Origin of the sequence: Streptomyces sp. NPDC059255 (assembly GCF_042752355.1) — a bacterium.
Classification (GTDB): domain Bacteria; phylum Actinomycetota; class Actinomycetes; order Streptomycetales; family Streptomycetaceae; genus Streptomyces.
Window position 1 is genome coordinate 81,854 of sequence record NZ_JBHYZP010000009.1, and the last position, 25,970, is coordinate 107,823.

Here is a 25,970-nt window from a genome sequence, read left to right on the forward strand (position 1 = left end):
GTGGACGCACGCGGGGGAGTTCGACACCATCGCGCTGTGGCCGCCGTGGTGGAGGCGGCCGGGCCTGCCCAGGGTGTGCGGTGCGTGTGCGCGTGTGCGGAGGACAGTGTGGGGATCGAGAGCGATCAGCTCGTCTACGACTACCTGAGTCGCGTCGGGGACGCGGCCCAGCAGCAGCACCTGCCCTCGGGGGACAGAATGCGGCTGGTCTCCACGCTCCGGAACGAGATCGACAAGCAGCGCGGGAAGTTCGGCACCGACAGTCCCGCGTCCGTCCGCCGGATCCTGGGGCGGCTGGGCGAACCGCACGCGGTGGTACGGGCGGCCGCGCGGGACGCGGGTACGGGCGCGGCGCGTGCCCCGGAGGCCCCGGAGGTCGCCGTACCGGCGCAGCGGACGGGGCTGGCGAAGTCGCTGGGCCTGCGGGGGTCCAAGGAGCCGAAGGGGGGCAGCGGAGGCAGCGGGGCCAACGGGGACAGCGGGACCAGCGGGGCCAACGGGTTCGGGGGGCGGAAGACGGAGCCGACGCCGCCCCCCTCGTCCGCGCCACCCGAGCTGTCCCAGCCGTCCGGGCCGTCCGGGCCGTCCGGGTGGTCCTCGCCGTCCGAGGCGCGCTCGGCGTTTCCGGAGCCTTCGCCTCCGTCGGCTCCTTCGGGCCCGGAGGAGGCGGAAGCGCCGTTCGCCGTCCCGCCCGTCATTCCGCTGCCCGCCGCCCCGCCTCAGGCCCCGGCGGGCGAAAGGCCTGGGAACGGGCCGGGGAACGGGCCCGAGGACGCCGCCGGGCCCCGGATCCCCGCGCAGGCGTCGGAGTCCCCCTCGGCGTCCGCGCCGCCGACGCTGCGGAAGCCGCCCCGCCCCGCCGGTCGGCAGCCCGACTGGTGGCGGATCGAGCCCGGCCCCTCCGGGCTGACGGGTATGTCGATGGAGCCGACGCACGGGTTCGTCGGCGGGGTCGAGATCCCCGACATGCTCAAGCCGCCGAAGCCGGAGGAGGAGGCCGCCGAGGACGACACGGGCGCGGCGGCCACCGACGACCCCGGGGCCCCGGAGGAGACGGCGGAGGGCGCCCCGCGCCGGCGCCGGAGGCTCCGGCTCCGCCCCGGGCCCCGGAAGGCCAAGGGCGGCGGCGGGCTGTCCCACCCGTTCCTGCTGCTCGCGGCGGCCCTGCTGGTCGCGAGTGTCTTCACCGACCCCAGGCTGGCCCTCGGTGGCTGGCTGCTCGCGTACGTCTCCCGGACCCTCTCCCGCGCCGAGGCGAAGTGGGTGGTCTTCGGGCTCCCGGGCGTGTCGGCGGCCGGTGGCGTGGTCTGGCTCTGGGGCCGGATGGACGAGCGCTGGGGCGAGGCGATCCCGCCGGACGGGCTGGCCGACGCGCTGACCGGGGTCTGGCCGGTGGTGCTCCGTACGGCGGCGGTCTCCTCCGCCCTGTACCTGGTGTGGCGGGCACGGCGGAAACCGGCGCGGTAGCGGGACGGAGGAGGACCGGCGAGGGCCGGAGGGAGCGTCCGGGCCTGGTTATCCGTGGGGCAGCCGGTCGAGGATCCAGCGGCCCAGCTCCTCCGACATGTGGGAGTGGGATTCGTTCGTCTCCGAGAACTTGAAGTCGTCGAAGTCGCTCTCCTCCGGCGGGATGCCGTCGATGTCGGCGTACAGATCCTCGCGCCGGTCGAGATCGCGGAGCGAGAGCGCGCTGATCGTGGGGACGAAGTTGACGCTGCGGTACGCCACTTCGGTCCGGCCGGTCAGCTTCAGCTTGTCGCCCGCGATGCCGAACGTCTCCAGCGTGCCGCCGGGCGCGCCGTCGAGGTCGGGCAGGCCGTCGGTCGTCGCCGTCTTCTTCCGGAACAGCCCCTGCAGATGTGCCACTTGCTCGGCGGCGCCGAGGGACTGGGTACGCAGCGCCGTGTTGGCGAACCAGCCGCTGGTCACCTTCAGCGCCTCCTCACCGGCCGGTACGCCGTTGCCCGTACCGTCGCCGCGGCCGTTGGCCACGCCGAGCTTCCGGGGGCGCATCGGCCAGCCGCCCACCCGCTCCAGCTCCGCGAGGAACTCGGTACGCAGCGGGTCCTGCGACGGGGTGTCCTCCACGGCGGCGATGTGGCGCCACAGCAACTGGCGCGCGGCGGGGCTGTTGATCTGCCGCGAGAGCGCCGGGGTCGCCGTGAGGAAGTGGGCCAGCGCCTGGAGGCCGATCGGCACCCACGCGCCGCGGTGGGGCGTGTCGAACGAGAGATAGACCTCCGTCTGGTGGTCGATGCCCTCGTGCTCCAGCTTGGCCAGGGCGTAACGGGTGATGAGGCCGCCCATGCTGAACCCGCCGACGAGCAGCGGCGCGTTCCCCGTCCGCTCGGCGACGGCTCGCTGGACGGCGTGGGTCGCCACCTCGGCGTTGCGCAGGAGCGAGGCGCTGCGGTCCTCGTACCCGATGAGGACGAGATCCCGGCGCTGGCGGCGCAGTTCGCCGATGAACGCGAAGTCCTTGCGCTCCAGGCCCTCCCAGAGCGCGTCCAGACTGCTGGGCCCCGTTTCGAAGCCGTCGGAGAGGAGGACGGGGCGGGTCAGCGAGGTGTTGCCGTCGCCGTAGTAGACCCACGCCCAGCCGCCGTTCAGCTCCCATGTCTCGTCGGGCGTCGGGGCCGGGGCGATCCCGGGGCCGGTGGGCGGGGCGAGGAAGCCGAAGGGCTCGATGGTGGGTTCGGTCTGATCGCTCATGCGGATCCTCGGTGTTCTTGTCGTGTCCCGTTGTGCGCGGCGGCTGTTCCCGGCGCGGCGGCCTGTTCGCGGCGCGGCGGCCGAAGCGTCCCGTCCGCGCCGAACCAGGGATCACTCTGACCTCCTGAAGATCCAAAACAGTGGGGCACCAGGAAGATGTCACTCGATCGAGTGGCAGGTGCTCCGTCGGCACGCTCGCCGCCGACCGTGGGCGCACTCTGTGACAAAAGTGTGGCGCAAAGCCACCGGGTGCTCTATGTTCAACGTCCTCATAACTGTCGATTCGCCGCAACTCGCGGCTGTAAAGGCGAATTGAGGCAACATGACCGTCCCCGCTCAACCGAACCCGTCCTCCGGCACACCGCCTGCCGACACCTCCGCGCAACGGTCCCCGAACCGTTACTCGCACACCGGGACCACCCGCCTGCTCTGTGCCGGCCCGTATCTCCAGGCGCGGTTCCGGCGCCGGGTGGTGGAGGAACTGGTCGAGCACGACAGGAGGGCGGTGGCGCCCTCGGCCGGCGTCGATGTCGTCCCGGTGCTGGCCCACGCGTTACGGGCGCGCCGGCTCGAACTGCGGGCCGGCGCCTGGATCGCGCTCCTGTGGACGCTCTTCTGGCTGGCGGACTACTTCGGGGACGGCTTCGGCTGGATGACCTCCTGGAGCCTGGCCGACGCGTACAGCCAGAGCTACACGGAGCGGCGCTTCTTCCTCCTCACCGACGCGGTCGACGTCTCGGGCCTCCGAGCGCGTTACCCGGGCTCCGGCACCTGGGCGCTGAACTACGCGCTCGTGTGCGGACTGCTGTGGCTGGTACGGAACATCTCGGGGCGCGGCACCAGCGTCTATTCGCTGGACGGACTCCTCCCGGGGAGCCAAGGCCGGACCCGACTGGTCGCTTTCGTCCCCCGGTTGCTGATGGCCCTGTACTGGGCGGCGGCGCTCGCCGCCCTGTGGAACTCCTCGGCCAACTGGATGGCGGTGGTCTTTCCGCTGCTGATGGTGATCCCTGTGTGGCGGCACCGCAGCGCGGTGGAGGAGGTGATGTGCGACCGGCTCAGCACCGAGTCCTTCGGCCGGCGGCCCCGGGAGGAGCTGTCCGGCCCCGAGTGGCTGCGGAAGATCGGCCAGGCCATCGACCGGGAACAGAACTCGGGGCTTGTCCTGTACGAGCCGGACCGGCCGTTCGTCGGATCGGGGCGGGCCCTGAAGTCCTGGTCGCTCGTGATGGACCTGCGCCGCAGGCCCGGGGCGGAGACCGAGCCGCTCACCGCCGCCGGGGTGCTGAACTGCGTACGGGACCGGCTGGCGGACCTCGGCCGGCTGCCGGAGCCCCCGACCGGCCTCGACCGCCTCAGGGCCGTGGAGATCGACGAGTTGGTCTATCTGCCGTCGGGACCGTCGAGGGACGAGGTCGATCGCGGCGAGACCGCGGCGGCGCTGCACCGGCTCACGTCGGTCGGCGAGGGAGGCGAGGCGCGGCGGCACTTTCTGCGGGTCCGGGTCGCCGCCTGGGAGCACCAGGTGGTGATCTCCGTACTGGTACGGGTGCACACCCAGGGCGAGTTGCTGGTGCTGGAGGTCGTGCCGCACGTACTGGACCCGCTCAAACCGGAGTTCGGGCTCGTCGACGACATCGTGGCGCGGGGCAGGGACTACCCGGCGATCGCGGTGGCCCGAGCGCTGCTGACCGCACCGGCGGCCGGGGTTGCGGCGGCCTTCTCCGCCGCGCGTTCGCTGGAGGGTGTGGCGGGCGGGGCGTCGCGAGGGCGCGGGTACGCGGGCGTCCGGGAGACCTCGGCGGAGGGAGCGGCGGTTTCGGTACGGGAACTGGCCTCCGTCAGCGGGCAGTCGCCGTTCCAGCGGATGGATGTCAGCCGCTACCTCAGGACGATCCAGGAGCGCATCGGTACGGGGGCGCTCCAGGCGCTGCAGGAGAAGGGCCATGACACGGGGCAACTGGAGCAGCAGATCGTGCAGGTGAGCAACGGCGGGGTCTTCATCGGGACGATGAGCGGCGGCGCGGTGGCCTCGGGCCGCGGCGCCATGGCGCGGGCCGGTGAGGCGCTGCAGCAGAGGAACGGCTGAGGCGGCGGCGACCGAGCCGGCGAATACCGAGAACGACAACAGGGGGAGCGAAGACATGAGCGGACACGGAAGCGGAGACGGAAGCGGACGGGGCGGCGCGGAGAACGCCGGGCCGGGGCCGGATTCCGGCGACGAGCCGACCCGTAGCACCGAGGAGTCGTCCCGTACCGACGAGCCGGCCGGTACGGAGCCGCCGGGCGGGATCGTCGTGGGCGAGTTCGGCGGGGGAGCGGTCGCCGCCGGGAAGGGCGCCGAGGCGGAGGACGTCAGCAGGCGGATCGGCCGGCCGCAGGGCATGGGCGGACCGCCGCCCGTCGTGGCGCCGGTTCCCGGCGGCATCGCGATCGGACGGATGACCGGGGGCGCGGCGGCCTCGGGCCCGGACGCGCGGGCCACCGACCGGTCGGACCAGTTCATCGCGGCGACGCCGCAACTGATGGACGCGCTGCGGCTGTTGCGGGGAGAGGCGGATGAGGTACGGACGGCGGCGGCCGAGGCCGAGCTGGAGATTCAGAGCACCGGCGGAGTGACGAGGAGCCGTCTGCGGCGGCTGCTCGCGCTGGCGGGCCGGGCGGCCGGATCGGTCGGCGGCCAGACGGCGGCCGGAGTCGCCACCGGAGTGATCACGGGGATGCTGACATGACCGGGTGGGACCCGGAGAGACAGCGCTGGGAGCCCCACCCGGCTCCGGGCACCGGCCGGTCGGCGCTGGAAGCGGGCTTACGGATCGCGGCCGCCGCACTGACGGTGGCGGTGCTGGCCACGGTCGGCGTCGGCGGCGGACGACTGCTGTTCCGCGAGGATCCCCAGGAGGCCGGGGCATCGGCGGAGGCCACCCCCGGGGAGACGGCCACCCCGGGAACGACCGCCGGAACGGATGCCGGTACCGCCGGGACCGACACCGCCTCTCCCGAAAGCGGGACGGCCTCCGCCTCCGCCACCGAGCCGCCGCCGGGCTTCGTCGTTCAGGAGGACGACGAGGGATTCACCGTGCAGGTCAGGGAGGACTGGCAGCGCAGGGCGGAACAACGGGACGAGGGAGTCGTCGTCTACTACGAGACGTCCGACAAGGCCGGGCTGCTGCAGATCTACCAGATCTCCGAACCGGGCTACACGCCCTACGACGCGCTGGTGGAGACGGATCGGCTCCAGTCCGCGATCGACGGCTACGAGCGTCTCAGGCTGGAGCGGGAGAACGTCTCCGACGGCTCGGACGCCGCCGAACTGGCATACCGCGTGCCACGCAGGGACGGAACGGTACGCCGGTCCCTGCTCCGGGCGTTCGTCGCCGACGACGGGGTGAGGTGGGTGGTCCTCGTCGCCGGACCCGAAGACGACTGGGACACCACCTACGCGGAGTCGGCCACGGTGGCGGCGGCCTCGTTCTGCCCTCAGGGCTACTGCCCGCCCACGCCCTGAGCCGCCCACGCCGTGCGGGCGTACGACCGGTGGCCTTACACCCGGTGGCCGTACGCCCGCACGAGCAGCGGTGCCGTCCGGCGGCCCGGGCGGGCGCTACCGCAGGGTGATCGCCTGTACCGGGCAGGTCGCCGCGGCCTCGCGGACCGCGGGGCCGTTCCCGGCGCCCTCGCCCCGTTCCTCCTCCGGCAGCAGGTCGGCCACTCCCTCGTCGTTCTGGGTGAACACGGCGGGCGCGTGCAGTACGCACATCGCCGCGCCGATGCACCGGTCGGTGTCGATCTCGATACGGGTACCGATATCCATGGCGGCGGCGCTACCAGGCGATCGGGAGTTCGACCACGCCGCCCAGCAGCGCGTGCGGGACGCTGCCCCGTACCTGTTCCGGAGGGACGGCCAGCCGGAGCGCGGGGACGCGGCGCAGCAGGGTGTTGAGGGCGATCTCCATCTCGGCGCGGGCCAGGTTCTGCCCGACGCACTGGTGGATGCCGTAGCCGAAGGCGACATGGCGGCCCGCCTTGCGGCGGATGTCGAGGACGTTCGGGTCGTCCCAGGCGCTCGGGTCCCGGTTCATCAGCATCGTCGAGATGATCACGCCGTCGCCCTCCCTGATGGTCCGGCCGGCGATCTCGATGTCCGCGACCGCCACCCGCTGCAGTCCGTCCGTGACCGAGATGAGCCGGGTCAGCTCCTCGACCGCGCCCGCGGTCAGGGACGGGTCGTTCCGCAACTCGGCGAGCTGGCCCGGGTGTTCGAGCAGGGCCAGGACGGAGGTGGCGATGGTGCTGGAGGTGCTCTCGTTGCCCCCGACCATCAGGACCGTACAGATCGTGACCAGCTTCTCCCGGTCCACGCCGCCCCGGGCACTCCTGATCATGTCGTCGATCAGCCCGTCTCCCGGCACGCGCTCCCTCCGCGCGATCAAGTCACGCAGATAGCCGAGGATTTCCTGGAACGCCTGCGCGGGTGAGTCCGCCTCGTCCCCGTCGGCCGGGGCGAGCGCGCGCCGGGAGCACGCGTCGAGCCGTGGCCGGTCCTCCTCCGGCACACCCAGCAGCGCGAAGGTCGAGTCCGAGGCCAGGGGGAATGTGTAGGCGCGGACCAGGTCGGCGTGGTCGCCCCCGGCGAGCATCCGGTCGAGCAGCGCCCCGGCGGTCCGCTCGATGTGCGGGCGCAGGGCGGCGATCCGGCGGATACCGAAGCCCGAGGTCAACAGCTTGCGCTGGCCCGCGTGTTCGGGGTCGTCCGTGCCGATGAGGGGGAGGGCGTCGAAGCGCTGGGAGCCGAGGCGCTCCGTCAGGTACGGGAAGTCCGGGTGGTCGGTGTCGGAGGAGAGCCTCGGGTCGGGCAGCAGCGCGCGGCCCTCGGCGTTGCCGGAGACCAGCCAGACCCGCCGGCCGTCGTACAGGGTCACCTGCGACAGCGGCCCGTCCTCGCGCAGCCGGTCGTAGCCCGAGGGCATCTGATACGGACAGGTGCGCTCCATCGGATAGCCCGGAGCCTCGTCCGCCGGCTCCGAGGTCGATGCCGATGCCGTGGTCGATGCCGTGGTCGATGTCGATGGGGTGTCGGCTGGGGTGCCGGCGGTAGCTGTCACGGTCGTCCTCGCCATCCTCGGGTTCCGCGGTCGCCCGGTAACACCCTGCCGACCAGGGGCGGTCGGCGCCTCAAGAAGCGCGCGGGTTCATCCGTACGTGGCTGCGCCTGTTCACGTGTACGCGGGTGGCCCGGGCGGCCGGGACCGTTTCTCCCGGAAGCTCCGCGTCGTTGTGCCCGGTGTACCGCGGACGGCCGGCCCGGCCGTCCGGCAGCGCGCCGCGCCCCGCTACAGCGGTGGCCGCGGCCGGCCTCATGCGAAGGCGGCACACTGTGAGCAACGAACTGGTTCACGACAAGACAGCGGGCAACGGACGGATCCCCCAGGACAGGGACCCCCGGGACAGGGACCCCCAGGACAGGGACCCCCGGGGCGGGGACCTCAGGGACGGTGACCCCCGGGACTCCCTGCGCCTCATGGAGATCGCGGCGGGCGGCTGCGCCTCGCGCGTGCTGGCGGTGGCGGCCCGGCTGCGTATCGCCGATGTCCTGGACGGCGGGTTCCTGTCCGCCGGCGAGATCGCCGATCGCACCGGGGCCGACCGTGACGTACTCCCGCTCCTCCTCCACGTGCTCGTCTCGGCCGGGGTCTTCGAGCGCGACGAGAAGGGGGCCTTCGGACTGGCGGCGGGCTCCGCGGCGCTGCGGAGCGATCACCCGGGATCCCTGCGGAACTTCCTCGTCCTGCTGGCCGAGACGTACGACGACGCCTTCGGGGGGCTGCTCGGCACCGCCCTCACGGGACGCTCCGGGTTCGAGCAGGTCTTCGGCGTCCCGTTCTACGAGTACCTGGGACGCAACCCGGAGGCGGAAGCCGTCTTCGACGCGGCGATGGCGGAGCTGGCGGTTCCGGCGGCGGCCGCGCTCGTGGAGCGGTTCGACTTCTCCGGGGTGCGGCGGGTGGTGGACGTCGGCGGTGGCGACGGCACGATGATCACCTCGATCCTGGCAGGCAACCCGCACCTGGAGGGCGTCTGCGTCGACCGGCCCAGCGTCTGCGAACGGGCGGGCGCCAGGCTGGCCGCGACCGCCGGGCACCCGCTCGCCGGCCGGCTCAGCTTCCGCCCCTCGGACATCTTCCGGGAGGTGTCCGAGGGCGGTGACCTGTATCTGCTCAAGAACGTGCTGCACGACTGGTCCCACGAGAGCGGCGTACGCATCCTCACGGCGGTGCGCCGGGCGATGACCCGCACCGCGCGGATGCTCGCCCCGGGGCTGCCGAGGCCCCGGCTGATCGTGCTGGAACCGCTCCTCGGGGAGGAGTCCGACGCGGCCCACTCCCTCTTCCGTACGGTGATCTGCGGCAAGGGGACCGGCGGCTTCGAGCGCCATGACGACCTGCGGGCGCTGCTGGGCGCGGCGGAGTTCGGCGTGCTCTCCGTCGAGCGGCTGTCCAGCGGGCATCACGCCTTCGAGTGCTCGCCCAGCTGACAGCTGAACGGCCCGCGGCCCCCTCGGCTCAGCTCCCGGACGCGGTGGTCCCGCCGGCCGCCACGCCCGCGCCCTCCGGGCGGTACGGCGCGCCCGGCACCACCAGCGGTGACCCCGTCACCGGGTCCGGGACCACGATCGAGTCGAGGCCGAAGACCTCGCGCACCAGTTCCGCCGTCACGATCTCGCCCGGCGCGCCCTCCGCCACGATGCGGCCCGCCTTCATGGCGACCAGGTGGTCCGCGTACCGCGCCGCCTGGTTGAGGTCGTGGAGCACGATCACCACCGTGCGGCCCTGCTCGTGGTTGAGGCGGCGGACCAGGTCGAGGACCTCCACCTGGTGCGCGATGTCCAGGAAGGTCGTCGGCTCGTCCAGGAGCAGCAGCTCCGTCTCCTGGGCCAGTGCCATGGCGATCCAGACGCGCTGGCGCTGCCCGCCCGACAGCTCGTCCACCGACCGGTCGGCGAGAGCGGTCACGTCCGTGCGGGCCATCGCGTCCGTCACCGCGCGCTCGTCCTCGTCCGACCACTGCTGCCACCAGTGCTGGTGCGGCTGCCGGCCGCGCGAGACCAGGTCCGCGACGGTGATCGCCTCCGGGGCGGCCGGCGACTGCGGCAGCAGGCCGATCGACCGCGCGATCCGCCGGGTCGGGATGCGCGCCAGCTCCGTACCGTCCAGCAGTACGGAGCCGCCCTTCGGGCGCAGCAGCCGGCCCAGCGCGCGCAGGGTGGTCGACTTGCCGCAGGCGTTCGGGCCGACGATGACGGTGACCCGCCCGTCGGGGACGGCCAGGTCCAGTCCGTGGACGACCGTACGGTCCTCGTAGGCGAGCGTCAGCTCGCGCGCGACGAGCTTGCTCATCCCTTGCCTCCCGTGCCGGTTCCCGCGGTGCGACCGCGGACGATCAGCCAGATCAGATACGGGGCGCCCACCGCCGCCGTCAGCACGCCCACCGGCAGTTCGGTCGGCGACAGCAGCCGGCGCGCCAGGAGATCGGCCAGTACGACGACGACCGCGCCCATCAGCGCCGAGCACGCCAGCGGGATCTGTGCCGTACGCGTCATGCGCCGGGCGATCTGCGGCGCCAGCAGCGCCACGAAGTCGACCGGGCCCGCCGCGCCCGTCGCCACCGACGCCAGCACCACACCGAGCAGCACCAGACCGAGCCGGACGCGCCCGAGCCGTACGCCGAGCGCGGTGGCGGTGTCGTCGTCCATCGACACCGTGCGCTGCGCGTACGCCGCCCACGCCACCGCGGGCAGGGCCGCCAGCAGCACCCAGCCGAGCGGGGCGGCCGCGTCCCAGCCGCGGCCGTTGAGCGAGCCCGTCATCCAGACCTGGGCCTGCTGGGCGACCAGATAGTCGCCCTTGGTCAGGAAGAGCGTGGTGATCGAGCGCAGCGCGATCGCGAAGCCGATGCCGATGAGGACGAAGCGCGTGGCGTGCAGCCCGCCGCGCCACGCGAAGACGTAGACCAGCGCCGCCGCCAGGATGCCGCCGGTGACGGAGAGATAGGGGAGTACGGAGAAGGACGTCACCCCGTACGTCATCGCGCCGACCGTGAGCGCGCTCGCGCCCTGGCTCACGCCGATGATGTCGGGACTGGCGAGCGGGTTGCGGGCGACGGTCTGGATCAGCGCGCCCGCGACGCCGAACGCGAGCCCGACGAGCAGCCCGACCACCATGCGCGGCAGCCGCAGTGTCCCGACGACGAGTTCCTGCGCGGACGGCTGCCCGGTGAGGACCTTCAGCACCTCGGCCGGGGGCACGAAGCTCTCGCCCACGCTCAGGTACGCGACGCAGACCGCGGCGAGGAGGACGGCCAGCCCGGCGGCGACGGCGGCCGAGCGCCGGTGCAGCAGGAACGATCCGCGTGCGGCCCGTACCCGCGTGTACCCGGCGGGCCGGACGCCGCGCCGGGACGTGGGGGCCTCCCGGGCCTCCGGAGCCTCCGGGGTCTCTGCCGTGACCGTCACGCGGGCACCGCCTTCCGCCGTACGAGCGTGACCAGGAACGGCACCCCGATCAGCGCCGTCATCACCCCCGCGGGAACCTCACCCGGCGGGAAGACGATCCGGCCGATCACATCGGAGACGAGCAGCATGACAGGGCCGATCAGCGCGGCCATCGGGAGCACCCAGCGGTGGTCGGTGCCGACCAGCGCGCGGGCGATGTGCGGAACGGCCAGCCCGATGAAGGCGATCGGCCCCGCCGCGGCGACCCCGACGCCCGTGAGGACGGTCGCGCCGACGCCGCCCAGGATCCGTACGGCCGCGACGTTCTGGCCCAGTCCCTTCGCCACGTCCTCGCCGAGCGCCAGCGCGTCCAGACCGCGCGCCACGGCGACCACCAGCACCGTACCGACGAGCAGGAACGGCCAGACCTGACCGGCCACTTGGGCGTCCCGGCCGGCCAGCGCCCCCACCTGCCAGAACCGGAACTCGTCCAGCGTCGCCGCGCTCGTCGTCAGCACCCCCATCGTCACCGACACCAGCAGCGCGTTGATCGCCGCGCCGCCGAGGGCGAGCTTGACGGGGGTCGCGCCGCCGCGCCCGCTGGAGGCGATCGCGTACACCGCGACCGACGCGACACCCGCGCCCGCGAACGCGAACCACACGTAGCCGGCGAGGGTGTGCACCCCGGCGAGGGCGATGGCCAGCACGACGCCCACCGAGGCGCCCTGGCTGATACCGAGGATGCCGGGGTCGGCGATGGGGTTACGGGTGATGCCCTGGAGCGCCGTACCGGCGAGGGCGAGCGCCGCGCCGACCATCAGTCCGATCAGGGTGCGCGGCACGCGCAACTGGCGGATGACCTCGGCGTCGTCACCGCGCCCGCCGCTCAGCAGGGCGTCGACGACGGCGGAGGGCGGGACGGCCCGCGCCCCGACGGCGAGACTGAGCAGCACCGCGAGCAGTACGGCCACGACGCCGGCCGCCGTCCAGCCGACGCGGCGGACGACGAGTCCGCCCCTGGCGGTGCGGGGCGGGGTCGTCGGGACGACGGCGGCTGGCATCGGAACCCATCGGAGACGGAGACGGCGGCGAGGTCGGGGGCAGGGACAGCGGAGACGGGGACGGCGGGGCAGTTGGTAAGGCTTGGCTAAGTCTAAGCACCCGGATCAAGCCATCCCACGGGGCCGACCGGTCGCCGGGCCGCCCGGGCAGAATGGCGCTCATGGGACCCTCCACGACATCGATCACATCGACGGCACCGACGGCATCCACGGCATCGACGGCACCGCGCACGGACCGGCCGGGGCCGGTGGTCGGCTTCGACCTCGACATGACCCTCATCGACTCCCGGCCCGGTATCCACGCCGTCTACCAGGCACTTTCCGCCGAGACCGGGGTGCACATCGACGCCGACCTCGCGGTCACCCGGCTCGGACCGCCGCTCGACCAGGAACTGGCGCACTGGTTCCCGGCGGAACGGATCGCGGAGATGGGCGACCGGTACAGGGAGATCTATCCCACATTCGCGATCGCCCCGACCCCCGCGCTGCCCGGCGCCCGCGAGGCGATAGCCGCCGTCCAGGCGCTCGGCGGGCGCGCGATCGTCGTCACCGCGAAGCACGAGCCGAACGCCAGGCTCCACCTCGGCCACCTCGGCATCGAGCCGGACGAGGTCATCGGCTGGCTGTGGGCGGAGGCCAAGGGCGAGGCGCTGCGCGAGCACGGGGCGTCGGTGTACGTCGGGGACCACACCGGCGATGTGCGCGGGGCCCGTACGGCCGGGGCGCTCTCCGTGGCCGTACCGACGGGGCCGTGCGGCGAGGAGGAACTCCGTACGGCGGGCGCGGATGTCGTCCTGACGGACCTGACGGCGTTTCCGGCCTGGCTGTCGGCGTACGCGAGCACCTTCGACCGGTGACGGCGTGCCCCCCGGCCGGTGATGACGCCGGTGACGGCGAGCCCCCCGGCCGGTGACGGCGACGGCGAGCACCCACGGCCGGTGACGGGGACGGCCGGTGCCGTCAGCCGACAACGGCGCCGGTGTTGGTGACGGTGACAGCGACCGTCAGGCCCGGTCCCGGCTGCGCTGCGCGGCGACCGACCGCAGCACGCCCGCGCCGGCGACGGCGAACCCCACCCCCATCAGCATGGATACGGCGTAGGCGATCGTCGGGAACGGATCCGAGCCGAGGAACAGCGGCGCGACCGTGACCAGCGTGGCCACGGCACCGACGATGAAGACGATCGCGCCGGCCCGCACCAGCCCGTCACCGGGCCCGGCTTCGTCGTTCGCGGACGCCGGCCCCTCTGTCGATGGGGCCACTGATCGAGGTACAGGAGTAGCAGTCACCTCACCAGGGTAGTTCCCTGCGGAAGGCAGCGGACAGGAACCGTCCGGCAACGTCTTGTCACCAGCCCCTGGGCCATTAGCCTTGGGTGTGGCGGGTCGACGACCCGCTGTAGTGCTATCCAGAGCCGTTTCGCGCGCGCCAGCGCCCCAACGAGTACAAGGACGAGGACAGACGTGCCTACCGGCAAGGTCAAGTGGTTCAACAGCGAGAAGGGCTTCGGCTTTCTCTCCCGCGACGACGGCGGCGACGTCTTCGTGCACTCATCGGTCCTCCCCGACGGCGTCGACGCCCTCAAGCCGGGCCAGCGCGTGGAGTTCGGGGTCGTCGCGGGTCAACGCGGTGACCAGGCGCTCTCCGTGAAGGTCCTCGACCCGGCGCCCTCGGTGGCGGCGGCGCAGCGCCGCAAGCCGGACGAACTGGCCTCGATCGTGCAGGATCTGACGACGCTGCTGGAGAACATCACCCCGATGCTGGAGCGCGGCCGCTACCCCGACAAGGTCCACGGCGCGAAGATCGCGGGCCTGCTCCGCGCGGTGGCGGACCAGCTGGACGTCTGACCCGTCGCCCCCTCCCGGCCTCCGCGCTCCGCGCTCAGCCGAAGTCCAGCGCGCCCGCCGGGAGGGGCGGGACCAGGCCCTCGGCCGCCGCGCGGGTGAGGAGGCCGCGGATGGCGGCGTAGCCGTCCTCGCCCAGGTCCGCGGTGAACTCGTTGACGTACAGGCCGATGTGCTGGTCCGCGACCGCCGGGTCCATCTCCTGGGCGTGCTCCTGGACGTACGGGCGCGATGCCTCCGGGTCGTCCCAGGCCATCCGGACCGACCGGCGGACCGAATCCGCCAGCAGCCGCAGCGTCTCCGTCCCGAGGGAGCGCTTCGCGACGATCGCGCCCAGGGGGATCGGCAGGCCCGTCGTGGACTCCCAGTGCTCACCCATGTCGGCGAGGCTGTGCAGCCCGTAGTTCCGGTACGTGAAGCGCGCCTCGTGGATGACGAGTCCGGCGTCCACCTTGCCCTCCCGTACCGTCGGCATGATCTCGTGGAAGGGCAGCACGACGATCTCGCCGACCCCGCCGGGCACCACGTCCGCCGCCCACAGGCGGAAGAGCAGGTAGGCCGTCGAGCGCTCGCTCGGTACGGCGACGGTCTTCCCGGTCAGGTCGGTGCCCGGTTCCTTCGTGAGGACCAGGGGGCCGCAGCCGCGGCCGAGCGCGCCGCCGCAGGGCAGGAGGGTGAACTCGTCGAGGATCCACGGCAGTACGGCGTACGAGACCTTCAGTACGTCGAACTCGCCGCGCTCCGCCATGCCGTTGGTGAGGTCGATGTCCGCGAACGTGACGTCGAGTTCCGGTGCCCCCGCCACCCGGCCGTGCGCCAGCGCGTCGAAGACGAACGTGTCGTTCGGGCACGGCGAGTACGCGATCCGCAGCGGTGCGGCGGCCGGTGTCGCCGGTGCGTCCGGCGCGGCGGCGGGAGACGACGACCGGGACGGCTCGGAGGGCGTCATGACGGCTCCTCGAAAACGGGGGTGAGCAGGGTGAACGCGTGCCGCAGCGACTCCATCGCCCGGCCGATCCGCCACGACGCGCGGTCGCGCGGGCCGACGACGTTCGAGATCGCGCGGACCTCCGTACACGGTACGCCGTGGACCGCGGCGGCCTCCGCGACCCCGTACCCCTCCATCGCCTCCGCCGCGGCCCGCGGATGGCGCGCGGTCAGCTCCGCCGTGCGCGCGGCGGTGCCCGTCGCGGTCGAGACGGTCAGGACGGGCGCGAGGAGCACCGGGACGGCCGGGTCGGCGCTCAGCACCGCCGCCATCCTGGCAGCCAGCTCCGCCGGAGGGCGCCGTACGGAGCGGCCGAAGCCCAACTCCTCGACGGCGGCGAACCCGTCGGGGGAGTCCGCGCCCAGATCGGCCGCGACCATCGAGTCCGCGACGACGAGCGAGCCGACCGGGGCGTGCGGCAGGAAGCCGCCGCCGATCCCGGCCGAGACGACGAGATGGTACGGAGGGTCGTAGGGGGAGGCCGCGAGCGCCGTCGCCGTGGCGACCGCGGCGGCCGTCGGGCCGACCCCGCCCGCCAGCACGTCCACCACCGGTATCTGCACGGAGCCGGGCCGTGGCGTGTACTGGGCGTGGCCCGCCATCTCGTACCCGCCGGTCAGCTCCCGTACGCCACTGGCCGCGTACCGGCCGAGCCCGGCGGCCACGGCCTCGGCCTCCGCCGCCACCGCTGTCACGACGAGTACACGCATGGCGGAACCTCTCGGACGGCTGCGGGGAGACGGGTCAGGGCTTGAGACGGCTCAGGGCGAGAGACGAGTCAGGGCGAGAGACGAGTCAGGACAGGAGACGGCTCAGGAGCTCTTCTTGAACTCGAAGTGCCAGACACCCGTCAGGCTCTTGCCCGTCGTCTCGACCACGCTGACCTGCGTCTCGTTGGTCGTCTGACCGGTCTGGCTGGAGAAGAACGCGCTGGCCGGGATGGACCGGTACGTCTTCTTGTACGGCTCCTGCTCGGCCGGCTGGCCGTTGATGAAGAGCGTCCAGCCGCGCTCCGCGATCTCCGGGTCGACGCCGAAGCGGATCTTGTCGTCCACGGCGACCGTGATCGTCTTCTCGGCCTTCTTGTTGAGGCAAGGCTGCATGTCCGCCTCCTTGATGGCCTTGCCGTCGTTGTAGCAGGCCGCCTCGGTGTTGACCGAGTCGCTGTTGACCGTCACGGTCGCGAGCGGCGTCGGCTTTTCACAGGCGGCGAGGACGAGGAGTCCGGCGGACACCGCGCCGAGCGCGACGCCGGCCCGGCGGTACCTACCAGAGAAGAACGCAACGGTCATGGGCCGAAGGCTATCGGTCGCCCCGGCTCACGCCACACGCGGGTGCGGCGAGCCGCGCCGCGCCCCGCTCAGCAGTCCCCGTACGGCCATGAGCGCCCCCAGCCCCACGATGCCCGCGGCCACGCCCATCCCCAGCACCCCGTTGAGCGGCAGCGCGATGCCGATCGCGCCGCCGACCACCCAGGACATCTGGAGCAGCGTCTCCGAGCGGGCGAACGCGGACGTCCGCACCTCCTCCGGCACGTCGCGCTGGATCACCGCGTCCAGCGACAGCTTCGACAGCGCCTGCGAGAACCCGGCGAGCGCGCAGAGCACCGCCATCATCAGCCCGCCGAAGAACAGCGCCGCCAGAATCGCCGCGGAGAGGGCGATGGCCAGCATCGTGGCGATGATCAGCTCGGGGCCGCGCGCCTTGAGCCACGCGCCGACGGCCGTACCTAGCGCGTTCCCGGCGCCCGCCGCGACGCCGACGATGCCGAGGGAGACGGCGGCGCTCTGGCCGGCGAGCGGGTGTTCGCGCAGGAGGAAGGCGAGGAAGAAGGTCAGGAAGCCGGAGAGCGCGCGGTGCGAGGCGTTGGCCTGGAGGCCGTGGAGCACGGAGGGGCCGACCGTCCGCAGGCTGGGCCGCCGCTCCTTCCCGGTCCGGTCGCCCCCGCCGTGGGGATGGGTGTGGGGGACGGGGACGAGCCGCGCCTTGCGCTCCCCCTTCGCCGAGTCCACCGTCGGCGGCAGCGTGAACGCCAGGACCGCACCGCCGAGGAAGATCACGCAGGCCCCGTACAGCGGCCCGCGCGGCCCGATCATGTGCAGCCCGGCGGCGATCGGCGCCGCGACGCCGGTGGCCAGCAGACCGGCGAGCGTGACCCGGGAGTTGGCGCGTACGAGCGAGAAGCGCGGCGGCAGCAGCCGGGGCACGACCGCGCTGCGGACGACCCCGTACGCCTTCGACGCGACCAGCACCCCGAGCGCCGCCGGATACAGCTCCAGGCTCCCGGTGATCACCGCGGTGGACATGACGATCGCGAGGACGGCGCGGGTCAGCATGGCGGCGGCCATGGCGGCGCGGCGGCCGTGCGGGAGGCGGTCGAGGAGCGGGCCGATGACCGGGGCGAGCAGGGTGAAGGGCGCCATGGTGACGGCGAGGTAGAGCGCGACCCGGCCGCGCGCCTCGTCGGTCGGCACGGAGAAGAAGACCGTCGAGGCGAGCGCGACGGTGATCATGACATCGCCCGCGCCGTTCACGGCGTGCAGCTCGATCAGCTTGCCGAGCCCGGACTCGCCCGCCCCGTGGGCGTGGGTCGCCTTCCTGATCCCGCGCGCCGCGGCGGTGAACGGCAGGCGCAGGGCTCGGCCGACCGCCCGCCCGGTCCTCCGGAGCGGACCGCCGGACGCGTGGGCGTCGGACGACCTTACGGCTGCCACCCCGTCATAGTGCCCCAAGGGCCCCTGGCGCGAACCGATCTCGCGCATGACGGGGCCGTGACGGTGTCATGACGGAGGAGTCGGCGGGGGTCGTCCGGGGGCCGTGGGGCGTTCACCCGGTGGTGTCTGCCCCGGGTGGCACGCCGCATTCGTACGCGGGTTCGCGCGGCGCGGCAGACCGCACACGTACACGCGGGCGGGATCCGGTCACCCCCGCGGCCTCCCCGCCGCCGGGCGCTCCCCGCCGGGCTCCGCCGCACGTCCCCGGCCGCGCCGCGCCCGTGCCGTACGGTGGCGGGCCGACTCGCCCGGCCGGCCCCGAGCGCCCCTTCGCACGTCACCGTGGGGGTCCGCCGGGTTACGGGCTGGTTGCGGAGTGGCCCGAAGTACGGGAAAGACGACGCGCAGGTGGGCGGCGGGCGACGGAGAGGGTAGCGTGCGTAGCGCGCCACCGGCGGTTGTTCTCGGCCGCGCGCCTCTTTGTCATCCCGCAGAATGGATGACAGTAGGCGTGCCCGAGGAGAGATCGGGCGTGGACGTCGATGCGGCCCTCTGGTCCGCTCCGCCCTCGGCTCGTACATCGCGATTCGGCCGGCGCACCCGTGAGACGGCGTAGGAGAGAAGCGAGACCTGTGAGTGCTGCGACGACGCGAAGCCGAATCCCTGACCGTCTGTGCGCCGAGGCGGTAGACCTCGCCCGGTCGGCTGCCGAGGAGGCCGCCGCGCCCGGGGTGGTCGGGGAACATGTCTCGGCGGTGGCTGACGGGGACAGGGTCGTCACCCACTTCTTCGAGTGCAAGGAGCCCGGCTACCGGGGCTGGCGCTGGGCGGTGACGGTCGCGCGCGCATCCCGCGCGAAGATCGTCACGCTGGACGAAACGGTGCTGCTGCCCGGCCCGGACTCCCTCCTCGCCCCCGAATGGGTGCCCTGGAGCGAGCGGCTGCGCCCCGGCGACATGGGCCCCGGCGATCTGCTGCCGACGGAGGCGGAGGATCTGCGCCTGGAGCCCGGCTACTCCGGCGAGGACATGCCGCCGCCGAACTCCGCCGTCGTACCGGAGGTGACCCCGCAGAACCTCGCGGACCTGGTCGAGGCGGAGGACGCGGCCGAGGTGGCCGCCGACGCCGTCGATGCCGCGGACGGACTCGCCGCTCCCGGCACCGGTGCCGGGCCCGGCACCGTACCGGTGCGCGCCACGATCGCGGCGGTCGCGGAGGAGCTGGGCATGCGCCGGGCGCGGGTCCTCTCCCGCTACGGGCTGCACGTGGCGGCGGACCGCTGGGACGAGTCCTTCGGCGCGAAGACCCCCATGGCCCAGGCGGCCCCCGCGCCCTGCGTCTCCTGCGGCTTCCTGCTGCCCCTGGCGGGCTCGCTGCGCCAGGCGTTCGGCGTCTGCGCGAACGAGTTCTCCCCGGCGGACGGCCGCGTCGTCTCCCTGGCGTACGGCTGTGGCGGCCACTCGGAAGCGGCCGTCATGCCCAAGCCCCTGCGCCCGCCGCCGCCGGTCCTGGACTCGGTGGGCACGGACGCCTTCCCGCTCCGCCCGGCGAGGGACAGCGGCTCGGTCCTGACGGGCGCCGCGCCGGACGGCGACACGGAGGACCTGGGCCACTCGTAACGGCCCGGGCCGGCCGGTTTCCCTGGGGCGGGGCTCACCCCCCGCTGTCCGCGCACTCCTGGCTGTCCCCGCCGCTCCGGCACTGGTGCCCCGAGCGGCCGGGGTCCTCCGTGCCTTCCGTGTTCTCCGCGCAGGGCACCCCGGCACGGGTCGGACAGGGTGGCAGGGGCGCCGGATGGGCGCGGTCGTACGCGTCGTTCCAGACGCCGAGCGTGACGAGCAGCGCGAACGCGGCGATACACAACTGGATGCCGCCCGCGTACGGGTGCGCGCTCCGCAGAAAGACCACGGCGACGGTCAGCGCGCCCAGCGTGAACGCCCCGCACCACAGCGTCGGCACCCAGTCCATCGGCGGCACTTCGGGTACGGCCCCGGCCTTCTTCCCGACCGCCCCCGACCGCGCCCACTCACGCAGCCCGAGCTGGACGCCTGTCACCAGGGCGACGGGAATCTCCAGGATCAGCACGAGCGCGGCCACACAGCCCCCGCCGCCCGCGCCCCTGCCCCCGCCCGTCTCCGGCGGAAGCGGTGCACGGGAGCCAGGAGGGAAGGTCATGCCCGTACGTTCGTACGGAGCCTCCCCCTCCACGCCCGCGTACGCCGAACCGAGACCGGACCGTGGCCCGCCCGGTGCCCACCCCCGTACGGCTAGGGCGTCTCGTCGTCGGGCACCCAGCGCAGCACGTCGCCGGGCTGGCAGCCGAGCGTGCGGCAGATCGCGTCGAGCGTCGTGAACCGCACGGCCTTGGCGCGGCCGTTCTTCAACACGGCGATGTTCGCGGGCGTGATACCGACGGCGGCGGCGAACTCACCGACCGACAGGTTGCGTTCGGCGAGCTGGACGTCGAGGTCGATGATGATCGCCATCAGATGACCTCGGCGATCTCGGTCTGCAGATCCGTCGCCTTGCGCAGCAGACCCCGCATGACGACGACGAGCATCGCGAACGCCGCCCCCACACCGACGCACCCGGCCGCCGCGCCCAGGGCGCCGATGGCCTGCATGTTGTCGCCGTAGGGCGAGGGGATGTCGGCCACGGCCAGATGTCCGGTGACCCCGAGCGCCAGTAGCGTCGCCACGAGCGACGCCCCGATGATGACGTCGACCCACCGGAAGGCCCTCGGCGTGAAGATCGCGTCCCGGCTGACCATGTCGAGCAGCATCCACGTGGCGACGAGCGCGACCTGGACGCAGACGACCCCGACGACGGCCACTATCGCGTACGGCACGGCGAACGGCTCGTAAGGCGGGAAGCGGTCGGCCTCGTCGGCCGCGGTCGTCGGGATGACCACGATCTGGCCGAAGAGACCGACGAGGACCGCCGCGGCGATTCCGACGCGGAGCGCGCCGATGAAGAGCTGATTCATGTATCGATTATCGATAGCTTTCTATCGAAAGTCAATCGATCCGGCTGTCACCGGGGGCGTGCCCTGTGCGGGAACCCTTCCGTGGGTATCGGTCCTAGCCGTGCAGCTTCAGCCCCTTGACGATCTTGTCGATGACGTTGCGCGGGCCGTGGACCGCCAGGCCCACCAGGTCCAGGGCGTCCGCCGGGACCGCGCGGACCGCCGCCCGGTTGTCCTCGTCGTTGCCCGTGGCGAACATCTCCGCCGTGTAGAGGGCCGTAGGCACAGCGCGGGAAAGGGCGCGGGCGTGGCTGCGGGTCAGGGTGGGGGCGTCGGCGGTGAAGCAGAGGACCGGTTCGCGGAGCAGCGGGAGGTAGTCGTTGCCGGAGGCGTCCTCGTACCGCTTGCCCATGATGTCGTCCTGGGCGTGGGCGATGCCGCTGGCCAGGAAGGCCGTCACGTTCAGCTTCTGCCATACGGCGAGGTCCTCGCGGACGATGACGGCGATCTTGGTGTCGAACCGGAAGGGGGTCCCGGAGGGAACGGGCGTGCTCGTTGTCATGCCTGCGAGTCTCGTCCAGTGGGTGGAACGCCGTCTTGAACGCTCGTGCGGCGCGGCAGACTGGGCGTATGAACAGGCAGGACGGACGGGATAGACAGGGCGGACGCGGCATACGGGATAGCTGGGATGTGCGGGACGGGCGGGACAGTCACGACGGGCAGGTCGGCCAAGGCGCCGGCCGTGACGACTGGGCCCGTTACTGGCGCGATCCGCACCGGCCGCTGGAGGCCATGCACGCCCACTTCGTCCGCCATGTCTTCCACCTGCACAGCCACGACGCGTACTCCTTCGCCGTCACCGAGTCCGGCGCCCAGCGCTTCCACTGCCGGGGCGGCGGGCACACCAGCAGCGCGGGGATGATCATGGCGTTCAACCCGGACGACCCGCATGACGGCGAGGCCGCCGAGGAGCTGGGTTTCACGTACCGGATCATGCACATCGGGCCCGAGGTCGTCCGGGACGTGCTCGACGACATCACCGGGGGCCGCGCCCGCATGCCGCTCTTCGACCGGCCCGTCGTCGACGACCCCGTGCTCGCCCGCGCGCTGCGCAGACTCCACCCCGCGCTCGTCGGCGGCGCCGATCCGCTCGTACGGGAGGAGCGGCTGACCGCCGCCGTGACGGCGATGGTGCGCCGCAACGCGTCCTCGCGTACGGGCTCCGCCGTGCCCCGCGAGCTGTCCGGCGGCGGGCAGACCGTCGCGGCCCGCCGGGTGCGGGCGCTGCTGGACGAGGCGTACGAGCGTGAGCTGACCGCGCAGGACCTCGCGGACGCGGCCGGGTGCAGCCGGTTCGCCCTCTACCGGGCCTTCCGCGCCGTGTACGGGATGCCGCCCAGCGACTACCAGCGCCTCCTCCGGCTGCGCAAGGCCCGCTCCCTCCTCGCCGCGGGCAGCTCGGCGGCCGACGCCGCCGCGCTCTCCGGCTTCGCCGACCAGGCGCACTTCCACCGGTGGTTCGTCCGGTCGTTCGGTGTGACCCCCGGTGTCTTCGGACGGGCCGCCGCCGCACCCGCCTGAGGAAGGGAGCCGGGAGAGGGCGAGGAGGAGGGGGCGCCCCGCTGTCAGGACGCGCCCCGCACCCCCGCGGAGGCGCGCCGCGCGGTACGTTCTGTGCCCGTACGCGGAGACAGACAGAGCGCCGTACTCGACCAGAACAGAGCGGAGTCACAGCGTGAGCGTCAGGACGACCGAGGGGGCCGACCCGTTCGGGACGGCGCGGCTGCGGCGTGGGGTGCTGGACGCGTGGGGGGCCAGCCCCGCGCGGTTCCGTGAGGATGCCAACGCCGAGGAGGACCTCGCCCTCGGCGGCTACCGGGACCGGCTCGTCGTCGAGCTGGCCCAGAACGCCGCCGACGCCGCCGCGCGCGCCGGGGTCGAGGGCCGGCTGCGGCTGACCCTGCGGCCCGCGACCGCCGACGGGCCCGCCGTGCTGGTGGCCGCCAACACCGGCGCGCCGCTCGACGCGACCGGCGTCGAGTCCCTGTCCACCCTGCGCGCCTCCGCCAAGCGCGAGGGGCACGAGAGCGCGGTGGGGCGGTTCGGTGTCGGCTTCGCCGCCGTGCTCGCCGTCAGCGACGAGCCCGCCGTCATCGGCCGGCACGGCGGTGTCCGCTGGTCCCTCGCCGAGGCCCGCGAGCTGGCCGGGGTCACCGCGCAGGCCAGCCCCGGCCTCGGGGACGAACTGCGGCGCCGCGACGGCCACGTACCGCTGCTGCGGCTGCCGCTGCCCGCCGAGGGCACGGCACCCGACGGTTACGACACCGTCGTCATCCTGCCGCTGCGCGACGCCGCCGCGGCCGATCTCGTGGCGCGGCTGCTCGCCGGGATCGACGACGCGCTGCTGCTGACCCTCCCGGGACTCGCCGAGGTCGCCGTGGAAACACCCGAATTCCCCGACGGGGAACGGGTGTTGCGCCGGACCCAGGACGCGTCGTACGTCGTCGTGCACGACAGCGCGGGTCCGGGTGGCGTCGGCTCCGGCGGCTCGGGCTCCGGCGAAGCCGACTCCGGTGGTGAGGCGCGCCGCTGGCGGGTCGTCAGCCATCACGGCGCCACCGAGGCCGCGCTCCTCGAAGGGCGGCCCGTGGAGGAGCGGCTGCGCCCGCACTGGGCCGTCACCTGGGCCGTGCCCGTGGACGCCGAGGGGGCGCCGGCCCGGCCGCGTACCACGCCGGTCGTGCACGCCCCGACCCCCACGGACGAACCCCTGGGCGTACCCGCCCTGTTGATCGCCACGCTGCCGCTGGACACCACCCGGCGCCACCCCGCGCCGGGCCCGCTCACCGACTTCCTCGTCGCGCGGGCCGCCGACGCGTACGCCGAACTGCTCGCCGGCTGGCAGCCCAACTCCACCGGCCTGCTCGACCTCGTACCCGGCCCGCTCGGCAAGGGCGAGCTGGACGGGAGCCTGCGCGCCGCGATCCTGGAGCGGCTGCCGCGCATCGCCTTCCTCACCCCGGCGGCGCCGGCGGCCCCGGGGGACGAGCAGGAGGAGGGGCCGACCGCGCTGCGGCCCTTCGAGGCGGAGGTCGTGGAGGGCGCGGGCGAGGACACCGTACGGGTCCTCGCCGAGGTGCTGCCCACCCTGCTGCCCGCCGGGCTCGAACGGCGCCCGGAGCTGCGTACGCTCGGGGTCGGCCGGCTGCCCCTCGGTGACGCCATCGAGCGCATCGCGGGCGTCGAACGGCCGCCCGCCTGGTGGTACCGGCTGTACGAATCCCTCGCGGGCGTGGACGCCGACCGGCTCTCCGGGCTGCCCGTCCCGCTCGCGAACGGCCGTACGACGATCGGGCCCCGCCAGGTGCTGCTCCCGCTGCCCGGCGAGGAGGGAACCGCGGAGGGAGCTGAGGGAGGAGCCGAGAGGGCCGGTTCCGCCGACCTCGCGCGGCTCGGGCTGAAGGTCGCCCACCCCGAGGCCGCCCACCCCCTGCTGGAGAAGCTGGGCGCGCTCCCGGCCACGCCCCGCGCCGTTCTGACGACCCCTCAGGTGCGGGCGGCGGTCGCCGCGTCGCTCGACGCGGGGGAGGTGTGGGACGAGGACGCCACCACCCCGGACGCCGAGGAGCTGGCCGAACTGGTGCTGACTCTCGTACGGGACGCGGGACTTGAGGCGGGCGACGAACCCTGGCTGGGTGCCCTCGCGCTGACCGACGAGGACGGCGAGCTGGCCCCGGCCGGTGAACTCGTGCTGCCGGGAAGCCCGTTCGCCTCCGTTCTCCGCGCCGACGAACTCGCCTACTGCGACGCCGAGTTGGCGGAACGCTGGGGCGAGCATCCTCTCGCCGCCTGTGGCGTCCTCGCCGACTTCGCCCTCGTACGCGCCACGGACGTCGTCCTCGACCCCGACGAACTGGAGCCCAGGGAGGGCGACTTCGCCGAGCCCGACGACGCCGGGCTGCTCGACGCCGTCGACGTCTGGTGCGAGGACGTCCTGGACCGGCTGCCCGACACACCGGTACCGCCGGTCGCCACGGAGATCGTGGCCGTACGCGACCTGGACCTGGTGGACGACGAGGCATGGCCGCAGGCGCTGGCGCTGCTCGCCCGGCCGCCGCTGCGCGACGCGCTCACCCAGTCCGTACGGATCCTGCTGCCCGACGGGACCACGGAGAGCGTGCGTTCGTACACCGCGTGGTGGCTGCGCGACCACCCCGTGCTCGACGGGCGGCGCCCCGCCGGGCTGCGCTCCGCGGCCGGGGACCCGCTGCTCGCCGGGTTGTACGACGCGGTCGACGCGACCGGCTTCGACGACGCGCAGGTGCTGCGCGCCCTCGGCGTACGGACCTCCGTCGCCGCGCTGCTGGACGAGCCCGGCGGCGCGGCCGAGCTGCTGGGCCGGCTCGCGGACCCGGAGCGCGAGGTCGGCGCCGGACAACTGCACGCGCTCTACACCGCGTTGGCCGACCTCGACCCGGACCAGGTGACCCTGCCGGACGAACTGCGCGCCGTGGTCGACGGCGAGGTGCGGGTGGTCGACGCGGCGGACGCGGTGATCGCGGACGCCCCCGACCTGCTGCCCCTTGCGGGCGGGCTGCCGCTGCTGCCGGTCGCGCCGGCCCGCTCCGCCGAGCTGGCGGAGCTGCTCCAGGTGCGGCGGCTCAGCGAGACCGTCGTCGCGGAGGTGACCGGGGAGGCGGCGGCCGACGGCGAGGAGCACGACGTCCCCGACGCGGTCCGCGCCCTGCTCGGCCCGGCCACGCCCGCCACGTACGTCGAGCACGAGGAACTGGTCGCGGGCGGCGTCGAGCTGGACTGGCGCCGCACCCCGGACGGGGTGCTGCACGCGGCGACGCTGGAGGGCGTGGCGGCGGGGCTCGCGTGGGCGGCGGGGCAGTGGCCGCGGCGCTTCGAGGTGGCGGCGCTGCTGGAGGACCTGTCGCGGACGGAGGAACTGGCCAGGGACCGCTGGTTCGACTGAGCCGGGAGGCGACCGGCCGACGGACCGGCCGACGGACCGGCCGACGACCGGCCGATCTGTCGGTCGCCTTCCGACCGGGATGGGGCCGGGGACGGGCAATCGGTCCCCGGGGCGGCGAATCGGCCGATTTTTCGATCTTCGCAAAAAAGTCATGATTCCGTACAACTATTCACGTCCGCGCCCGGTCTGGTCTGTCGAGTCACCAGGCTCACAG

General features: G+C 73.5%; 25 protein-coding genes. 10 read left to right on the forward strand and 15 right to left on the reverse strand.

Annotation, left to right across the window (positions count from 1 at the left end):
- Positions 1-36: 36 nt before the first annotated feature.
- The gene (locus tag ACFXKG_RS14155; RefSeq protein ID WP_384837242.1) at positions 37-1,467 is read left to right on the forward strand and encodes a hypothetical protein; all 1,431 of its coding nucleotides are present in this window, start codon (positions 37-39) and stop codon (positions 1,465-1,467) included.
- A gap of 48 nt (positions 1,468-1,515) precedes the next feature.
- Here ACFXKG_RS14155 and ACFXKG_RS14160 read toward each other — a convergent pair whose 3' ends face one another.
- Positions 1,516-2,712: an esterase/lipase family protein gene (locus ACFXKG_RS14160; RefSeq protein WP_384837245.1), complete on the reverse strand. Its 1,197-nt coding sequence runs from the start codon at positions 2,710-2,712 to the stop codon at positions 1,516-1,518.
- A 322-nt stretch (positions 2,713-3,034) separates the two neighbouring features.
- On the opposite strand from ACFXKG_RS14160, the gene ACFXKG_RS14165 reads away from it, so the two are divergent.
- The 3 genes from ACFXKG_RS14165 to ACFXKG_RS14175 are packed head-to-tail and all read left to right on the forward strand — an operon-like array spanning position 3,035 to position 6,220.
- Positions 3,035-4,801: a hypothetical protein gene (locus tag ACFXKG_RS14165; RefSeq protein ID WP_384837248.1), complete on the forward strand. Its 1,767-nt coding sequence runs from the start codon at positions 3,035-3,037 to the stop codon at positions 4,799-4,801.
- Positions 4,802-4,856: 55 nt separating this feature from the next.
- Complete coding sequence (locus ACFXKG_RS14170) at positions 4,857-5,444, forward strand: hypothetical protein (RefSeq protein WP_384837251.1); 588 nt, start codon at positions 4,857-4,859, stop codon at positions 5,442-5,444.
- Positions 5,441-6,220 carry a hypothetical protein gene (locus ACFXKG_RS14175; RefSeq protein ID WP_384837254.1) on the forward strand — a complete coding sequence of 260 codons (780 nt, stop codon included), beginning with the start codon at positions 5,441-5,443 and terminating at the stop codon, positions 6,218-6,220. The genes ACFXKG_RS14170 and ACFXKG_RS14175 overlap by 4 nt, the downstream gene beginning before the upstream one ends.
- A gap of 96 nt (positions 6,221-6,316) precedes the next feature.
- Here the strand turns inward: ACFXKG_RS14175 and ACFXKG_RS14180 are convergent, their stop codons facing one another.
- Together ACFXKG_RS14180 and ACFXKG_RS14185 are read right to left on the reverse strand one after the other, a co-directional pair.
- A complete protein-coding gene (locus tag ACFXKG_RS14180; protein WP_384837256.1) occupies positions 6,317-6,526 on the reverse strand; it encodes a ferredoxin in 210 nt (69 codons plus the stop codon).
- Between the two features lie 10 nt (positions 6,527-6,536).
- Positions 6,537-7,817, reverse strand: coding sequence for a cytochrome P450 (locus tag ACFXKG_RS14185; RefSeq protein ID WP_384837259.1), 1,281 nt, complete (start codon positions 7,815-7,817; stop codon positions 6,537-6,539).
- A 272-nt stretch (positions 7,818-8,089) separates the two neighbouring features.
- Here ACFXKG_RS14185 and ACFXKG_RS14190 point away from each other — a divergent pair, with 272 nt between their 5' ends.
- A complete protein-coding gene (locus ACFXKG_RS14190) occupies positions 8,090-9,247 on the forward strand; it encodes a methyltransferase (RefSeq protein ID WP_384837262.1) in 1,158 nt (385 codons plus the stop codon).
- A 28-nt stretch (positions 9,248-9,275) separates the two neighbouring features.
- On the opposite strand, the gene ACFXKG_RS14195 is transcribed toward ACFXKG_RS14190, so the two are convergent.
- The 3 genes from ACFXKG_RS14195 to ACFXKG_RS14205 are packed head-to-tail and all read right to left on the reverse strand — an operon-like array spanning position 9,276 to position 12,264.
- Entirely contained in the window at positions 9,276-10,109 is an 834-nt protein-coding gene (locus ACFXKG_RS14195; protein WP_384837265.1) for an ABC transporter ATP-binding protein, read from the reverse strand.
- On the reverse strand, positions 10,106-11,224 hold the full coding sequence (locus ACFXKG_RS14200; RefSeq protein ID WP_384837268.1) for a FecCD family ABC transporter permease: 1,119 nt from the start codon (positions 11,222-11,224) through the stop codon (positions 10,106-10,108). The genes ACFXKG_RS14195 and ACFXKG_RS14200 overlap by 4 nt, the downstream gene beginning before the upstream one ends.
- Positions 11,221-12,264 (reverse strand): FecCD family ABC transporter permease, encoded by a 1,044-nt coding sequence (locus ACFXKG_RS14205; RefSeq protein WP_384837271.1) that lies wholly within the window; start codon positions 12,262-12,264, stop codon positions 11,221-11,223. Before ACFXKG_RS14205 ends, ACFXKG_RS14200 begins: the two co-directional genes overlap by 4 nt.
- Before the next feature lie 152 nt (positions 12,265-12,416).
- Between ACFXKG_RS14205 and ACFXKG_RS14210 the strand changes: the two genes are divergently transcribed.
- Positions 12,417-13,121 (forward strand): HAD family hydrolase, encoded by a 705-nt coding sequence (locus ACFXKG_RS14210; protein WP_384837274.1) that lies wholly within the window; start codon positions 12,417-12,419, stop codon positions 13,119-13,121.
- 147 nt (positions 13,122-13,268) lie between these two features.
- On the opposite strand, the gene ACFXKG_RS14215 is transcribed toward ACFXKG_RS14210, so the two are convergent.
- Complete coding sequence (locus ACFXKG_RS14215; RefSeq protein ID WP_384837277.1) at positions 13,269-13,526, reverse strand: hypothetical protein; 258 nt, start codon at positions 13,524-13,526, stop codon at positions 13,269-13,271.
- Between the two features lie 201 nt (positions 13,527-13,727).
- Here ACFXKG_RS14215 and ACFXKG_RS14220 point away from each other — a divergent pair, with 201 nt between their 5' ends.
- On the forward strand, positions 13,728-14,111 hold the full coding sequence (locus tag ACFXKG_RS14220; protein WP_365815188.1) for a cold-shock protein: 384 nt from the start codon (positions 13,728-13,730) through the stop codon (positions 14,109-14,111).
- A gap of 34 nt (positions 14,112-14,145) precedes the next feature.
- Here ACFXKG_RS14220 and ACFXKG_RS14225 read toward each other — a convergent pair whose 3' ends face one another.
- The 4 genes from ACFXKG_RS14225 to ACFXKG_RS14240 all read right to left on the reverse strand — a co-directional run bounded on the left by ACFXKG_RS14225 (position 14,146) and on the right by ACFXKG_RS14240 (position 17,858).
- Complete coding sequence (locus ACFXKG_RS14225) at positions 14,146-15,057, reverse strand: 1,4-dihydroxy-6-naphthoate synthase (RefSeq protein ID WP_384837279.1); 912 nt, start codon at positions 15,055-15,057, stop codon at positions 14,146-14,148.
- Entirely contained in the window at positions 15,054-15,806 is a 753-nt protein-coding gene (locus ACFXKG_RS14230; RefSeq protein ID WP_384837282.1) for a futalosine hydrolase, read from the reverse strand. Before ACFXKG_RS14230 ends, ACFXKG_RS14225 begins: the two co-directional genes overlap by 4 nt.
- A 102-nt stretch (positions 15,807-15,908) precedes the next feature.
- Positions 15,909-16,388 carry a DUF2771 domain-containing protein gene (locus ACFXKG_RS14235; RefSeq protein WP_382886526.1) on the reverse strand — a complete coding sequence of 160 codons (480 nt, stop codon included), beginning with the start codon at positions 16,386-16,388 and terminating at the stop codon, positions 15,909-15,911.
- A gap of 27 nt (positions 16,389-16,415) precedes the next feature.
- Positions 16,416-17,858 carry an MFS transporter gene (locus ACFXKG_RS14240; RefSeq protein ID WP_384837285.1) on the reverse strand — a complete coding sequence of 481 codons (1,443 nt, stop codon included), beginning with the start codon at positions 17,856-17,858 and terminating at the stop codon, positions 16,416-16,418.
- 584 nt (positions 17,859-18,442) lie between these two features.
- Between ACFXKG_RS14240 and ACFXKG_RS14245 the strand changes: the two genes are divergently transcribed.
- Positions 18,443-19,429, forward strand: coding sequence for a DUF3027 domain-containing protein (locus tag ACFXKG_RS14245; RefSeq protein WP_384837288.1), 987 nt, complete (start codon positions 18,443-18,445; stop codon positions 19,427-19,429).
- 34 nt (positions 19,430-19,463) lie between these two features.
- Here the strand turns inward: ACFXKG_RS14245 and ACFXKG_RS14250 are convergent, their stop codons facing one another.
- The 4 genes from ACFXKG_RS14250 to ACFXKG_RS14265 all read right to left on the reverse strand — a co-directional run bounded on the left by ACFXKG_RS14250 (position 19,464) and on the right by ACFXKG_RS14265 (position 21,337).
- Positions 19,464-19,985: a DUF6234 family protein gene (locus ACFXKG_RS14250; RefSeq protein ID WP_384837292.1), complete on the reverse strand. Its 522-nt coding sequence runs from the start codon at positions 19,983-19,985 to the stop codon at positions 19,464-19,466.
- Between the two features lie 92 nt (positions 19,986-20,077).
- On the reverse strand, positions 20,078-20,296 hold the full coding sequence (locus tag ACFXKG_RS14255; RefSeq protein ID WP_384837295.1) for a helix-turn-helix domain-containing protein: 219 nt from the start codon (positions 20,294-20,296) through the stop codon (positions 20,078-20,080).
- Complete coding sequence (locus ACFXKG_RS14260) at positions 20,296-20,796, reverse strand: DUF2975 domain-containing protein (RefSeq protein ID WP_384837297.1); 501 nt, start codon at positions 20,794-20,796, stop codon at positions 20,296-20,298. Before ACFXKG_RS14260 ends, ACFXKG_RS14255 begins: the two co-directional genes overlap by 1 nt.
- Before the next feature lie 94 nt (positions 20,797-20,890).
- Entirely contained in the window at positions 20,891-21,337 is a 447-nt protein-coding gene (locus ACFXKG_RS14265; RefSeq protein ID WP_384837300.1) for a DUF2000 family protein, read from the reverse strand.
- A gap of 230 nt (positions 21,338-21,567) precedes the next feature.
- Here ACFXKG_RS14265 and ACFXKG_RS14270 point away from each other — a divergent pair, with 230 nt between their 5' ends.
- Entirely contained in the window at positions 21,568-22,356 is a 789-nt protein-coding gene (locus ACFXKG_RS14270; RefSeq protein ID WP_384837531.1) for an AraC family transcriptional regulator, read from the forward strand.
- 154 nt (positions 22,357-22,510) lie between these two features.
- Positions 22,511-25,756, forward strand: a complete 3,246-nt coding sequence (locus ACFXKG_RS14275) for a sacsin N-terminal ATP-binding-like domain-containing protein (RefSeq protein WP_384837303.1) — start codon at positions 22,511-22,513, stop codon at positions 25,754-25,756.
- The last annotated feature ends 214 nt before the right edge of the window (positions 25,757-25,970 follow it).

Excerpts from the sequence above, each read along its gene's own strand:
- ACFXKG_RS14160 (WP_384837245.1), bottom strand. The coding sequence starts at position 2,712 with ATGAGCGATCAGACCGAACCCACCATCGAGCCCTTCGGCTTCCTCGCC.
- ACFXKG_RS14165 (WP_384837248.1), top strand. The coding sequence starts at position 3,035 with ATGACCGTCCCCGCTCAACCGAACCCGTCCTCCGGCACACCGCCTGCC.
- ACFXKG_RS14170 (WP_384837251.1), top strand. The coding sequence starts at position 4,857 with ATGAGCGGACACGGAAGCGGAGACGGAAGCGGACGGGGCGGCGCGGAG.
- ACFXKG_RS14175 (WP_384837254.1), top strand. The coding sequence starts at position 5,441 with ATGACCGGGTGGGACCCGGAGAGACAGCGCTGGGAGCCCCACCCGGCT.
- ACFXKG_RS14180 (WP_384837256.1), bottom strand. The coding sequence starts at position 6,526 with ATGGATATCGGTACCCGTATCGAGATCGACACCGACCGGTGCATCGGC.
- ACFXKG_RS14195 (WP_384837265.1), bottom strand. The coding sequence starts at position 10,109 with ATGAGCAAGCTCGTCGCGCGCGAGCTGACGCTCGCCTACGAGGACCGT.
- ACFXKG_RS14205 (WP_384837271.1), bottom strand. The coding sequence starts at position 12,264 with ATGCCAGCCGCCGTCGTCCCGACGACCCCGCCCCGCACCGCCAGGGGC.
- ACFXKG_RS14210 (WP_384837274.1), top strand. The coding sequence starts at position 12,417 with ATGGCGCTCATGGGACCCTCCACGACATCGATCACATCGACGGCACCG.
- ACFXKG_RS14225 (WP_384837279.1), bottom strand. The coding sequence starts at position 15,057 with ATGACGCCCTCCGAGCCGTCCCGGTCGTCGTCTCCCGCCGCCGCGCCG.
- ACFXKG_RS14230 (WP_384837282.1), bottom strand. The coding sequence starts at position 15,806 with ATGCGTGTACTCGTCGTGACAGCGGTGGCGGCGGAGGCCGAGGCCGTG.
- ACFXKG_RS14235 (WP_382886526.1), bottom strand. The coding sequence starts at position 16,388 with ATGACCGTTGCGTTCTTCTCTGGTAGGTACCGCCGGGCCGGCGTCGCG.
- ACFXKG_RS14240 (WP_384837285.1), bottom strand. The coding sequence starts at position 17,858 with ATGCGCGAGATCGGTTCGCGCCAGGGGCCCTTGGGGCACTATGACGGG.
- ACFXKG_RS14250 (WP_384837292.1), bottom strand. The coding sequence starts at position 19,985 with ATGACCTTCCCTCCTGGCTCCCGTGCACCGCTTCCGCCGGAGACGGGC.
- ACFXKG_RS14255 (WP_384837295.1), bottom strand. The coding sequence starts at position 20,296 with ATGGCGATCATCATCGACCTCGACGTCCAGCTCGCCGAACGCAACCTG.
- ACFXKG_RS14260 (WP_384837297.1), bottom strand. The coding sequence starts at position 20,796 with ATGAATCAGCTCTTCATCGGCGCGCTCCGCGTCGGAATCGCCGCGGCG.
- ACFXKG_RS14265 (WP_384837300.1), bottom strand. The coding sequence starts at position 21,337 with ATGACAACGAGCACGCCCGTTCCCTCCGGGACCCCCTTCCGGTTCGAC.
- ACFXKG_RS14270 (WP_384837531.1), top strand. The coding sequence starts at position 21,568 with ATGCACGCCCACTTCGTCCGCCATGTCTTCCACCTGCACAGCCACGAC.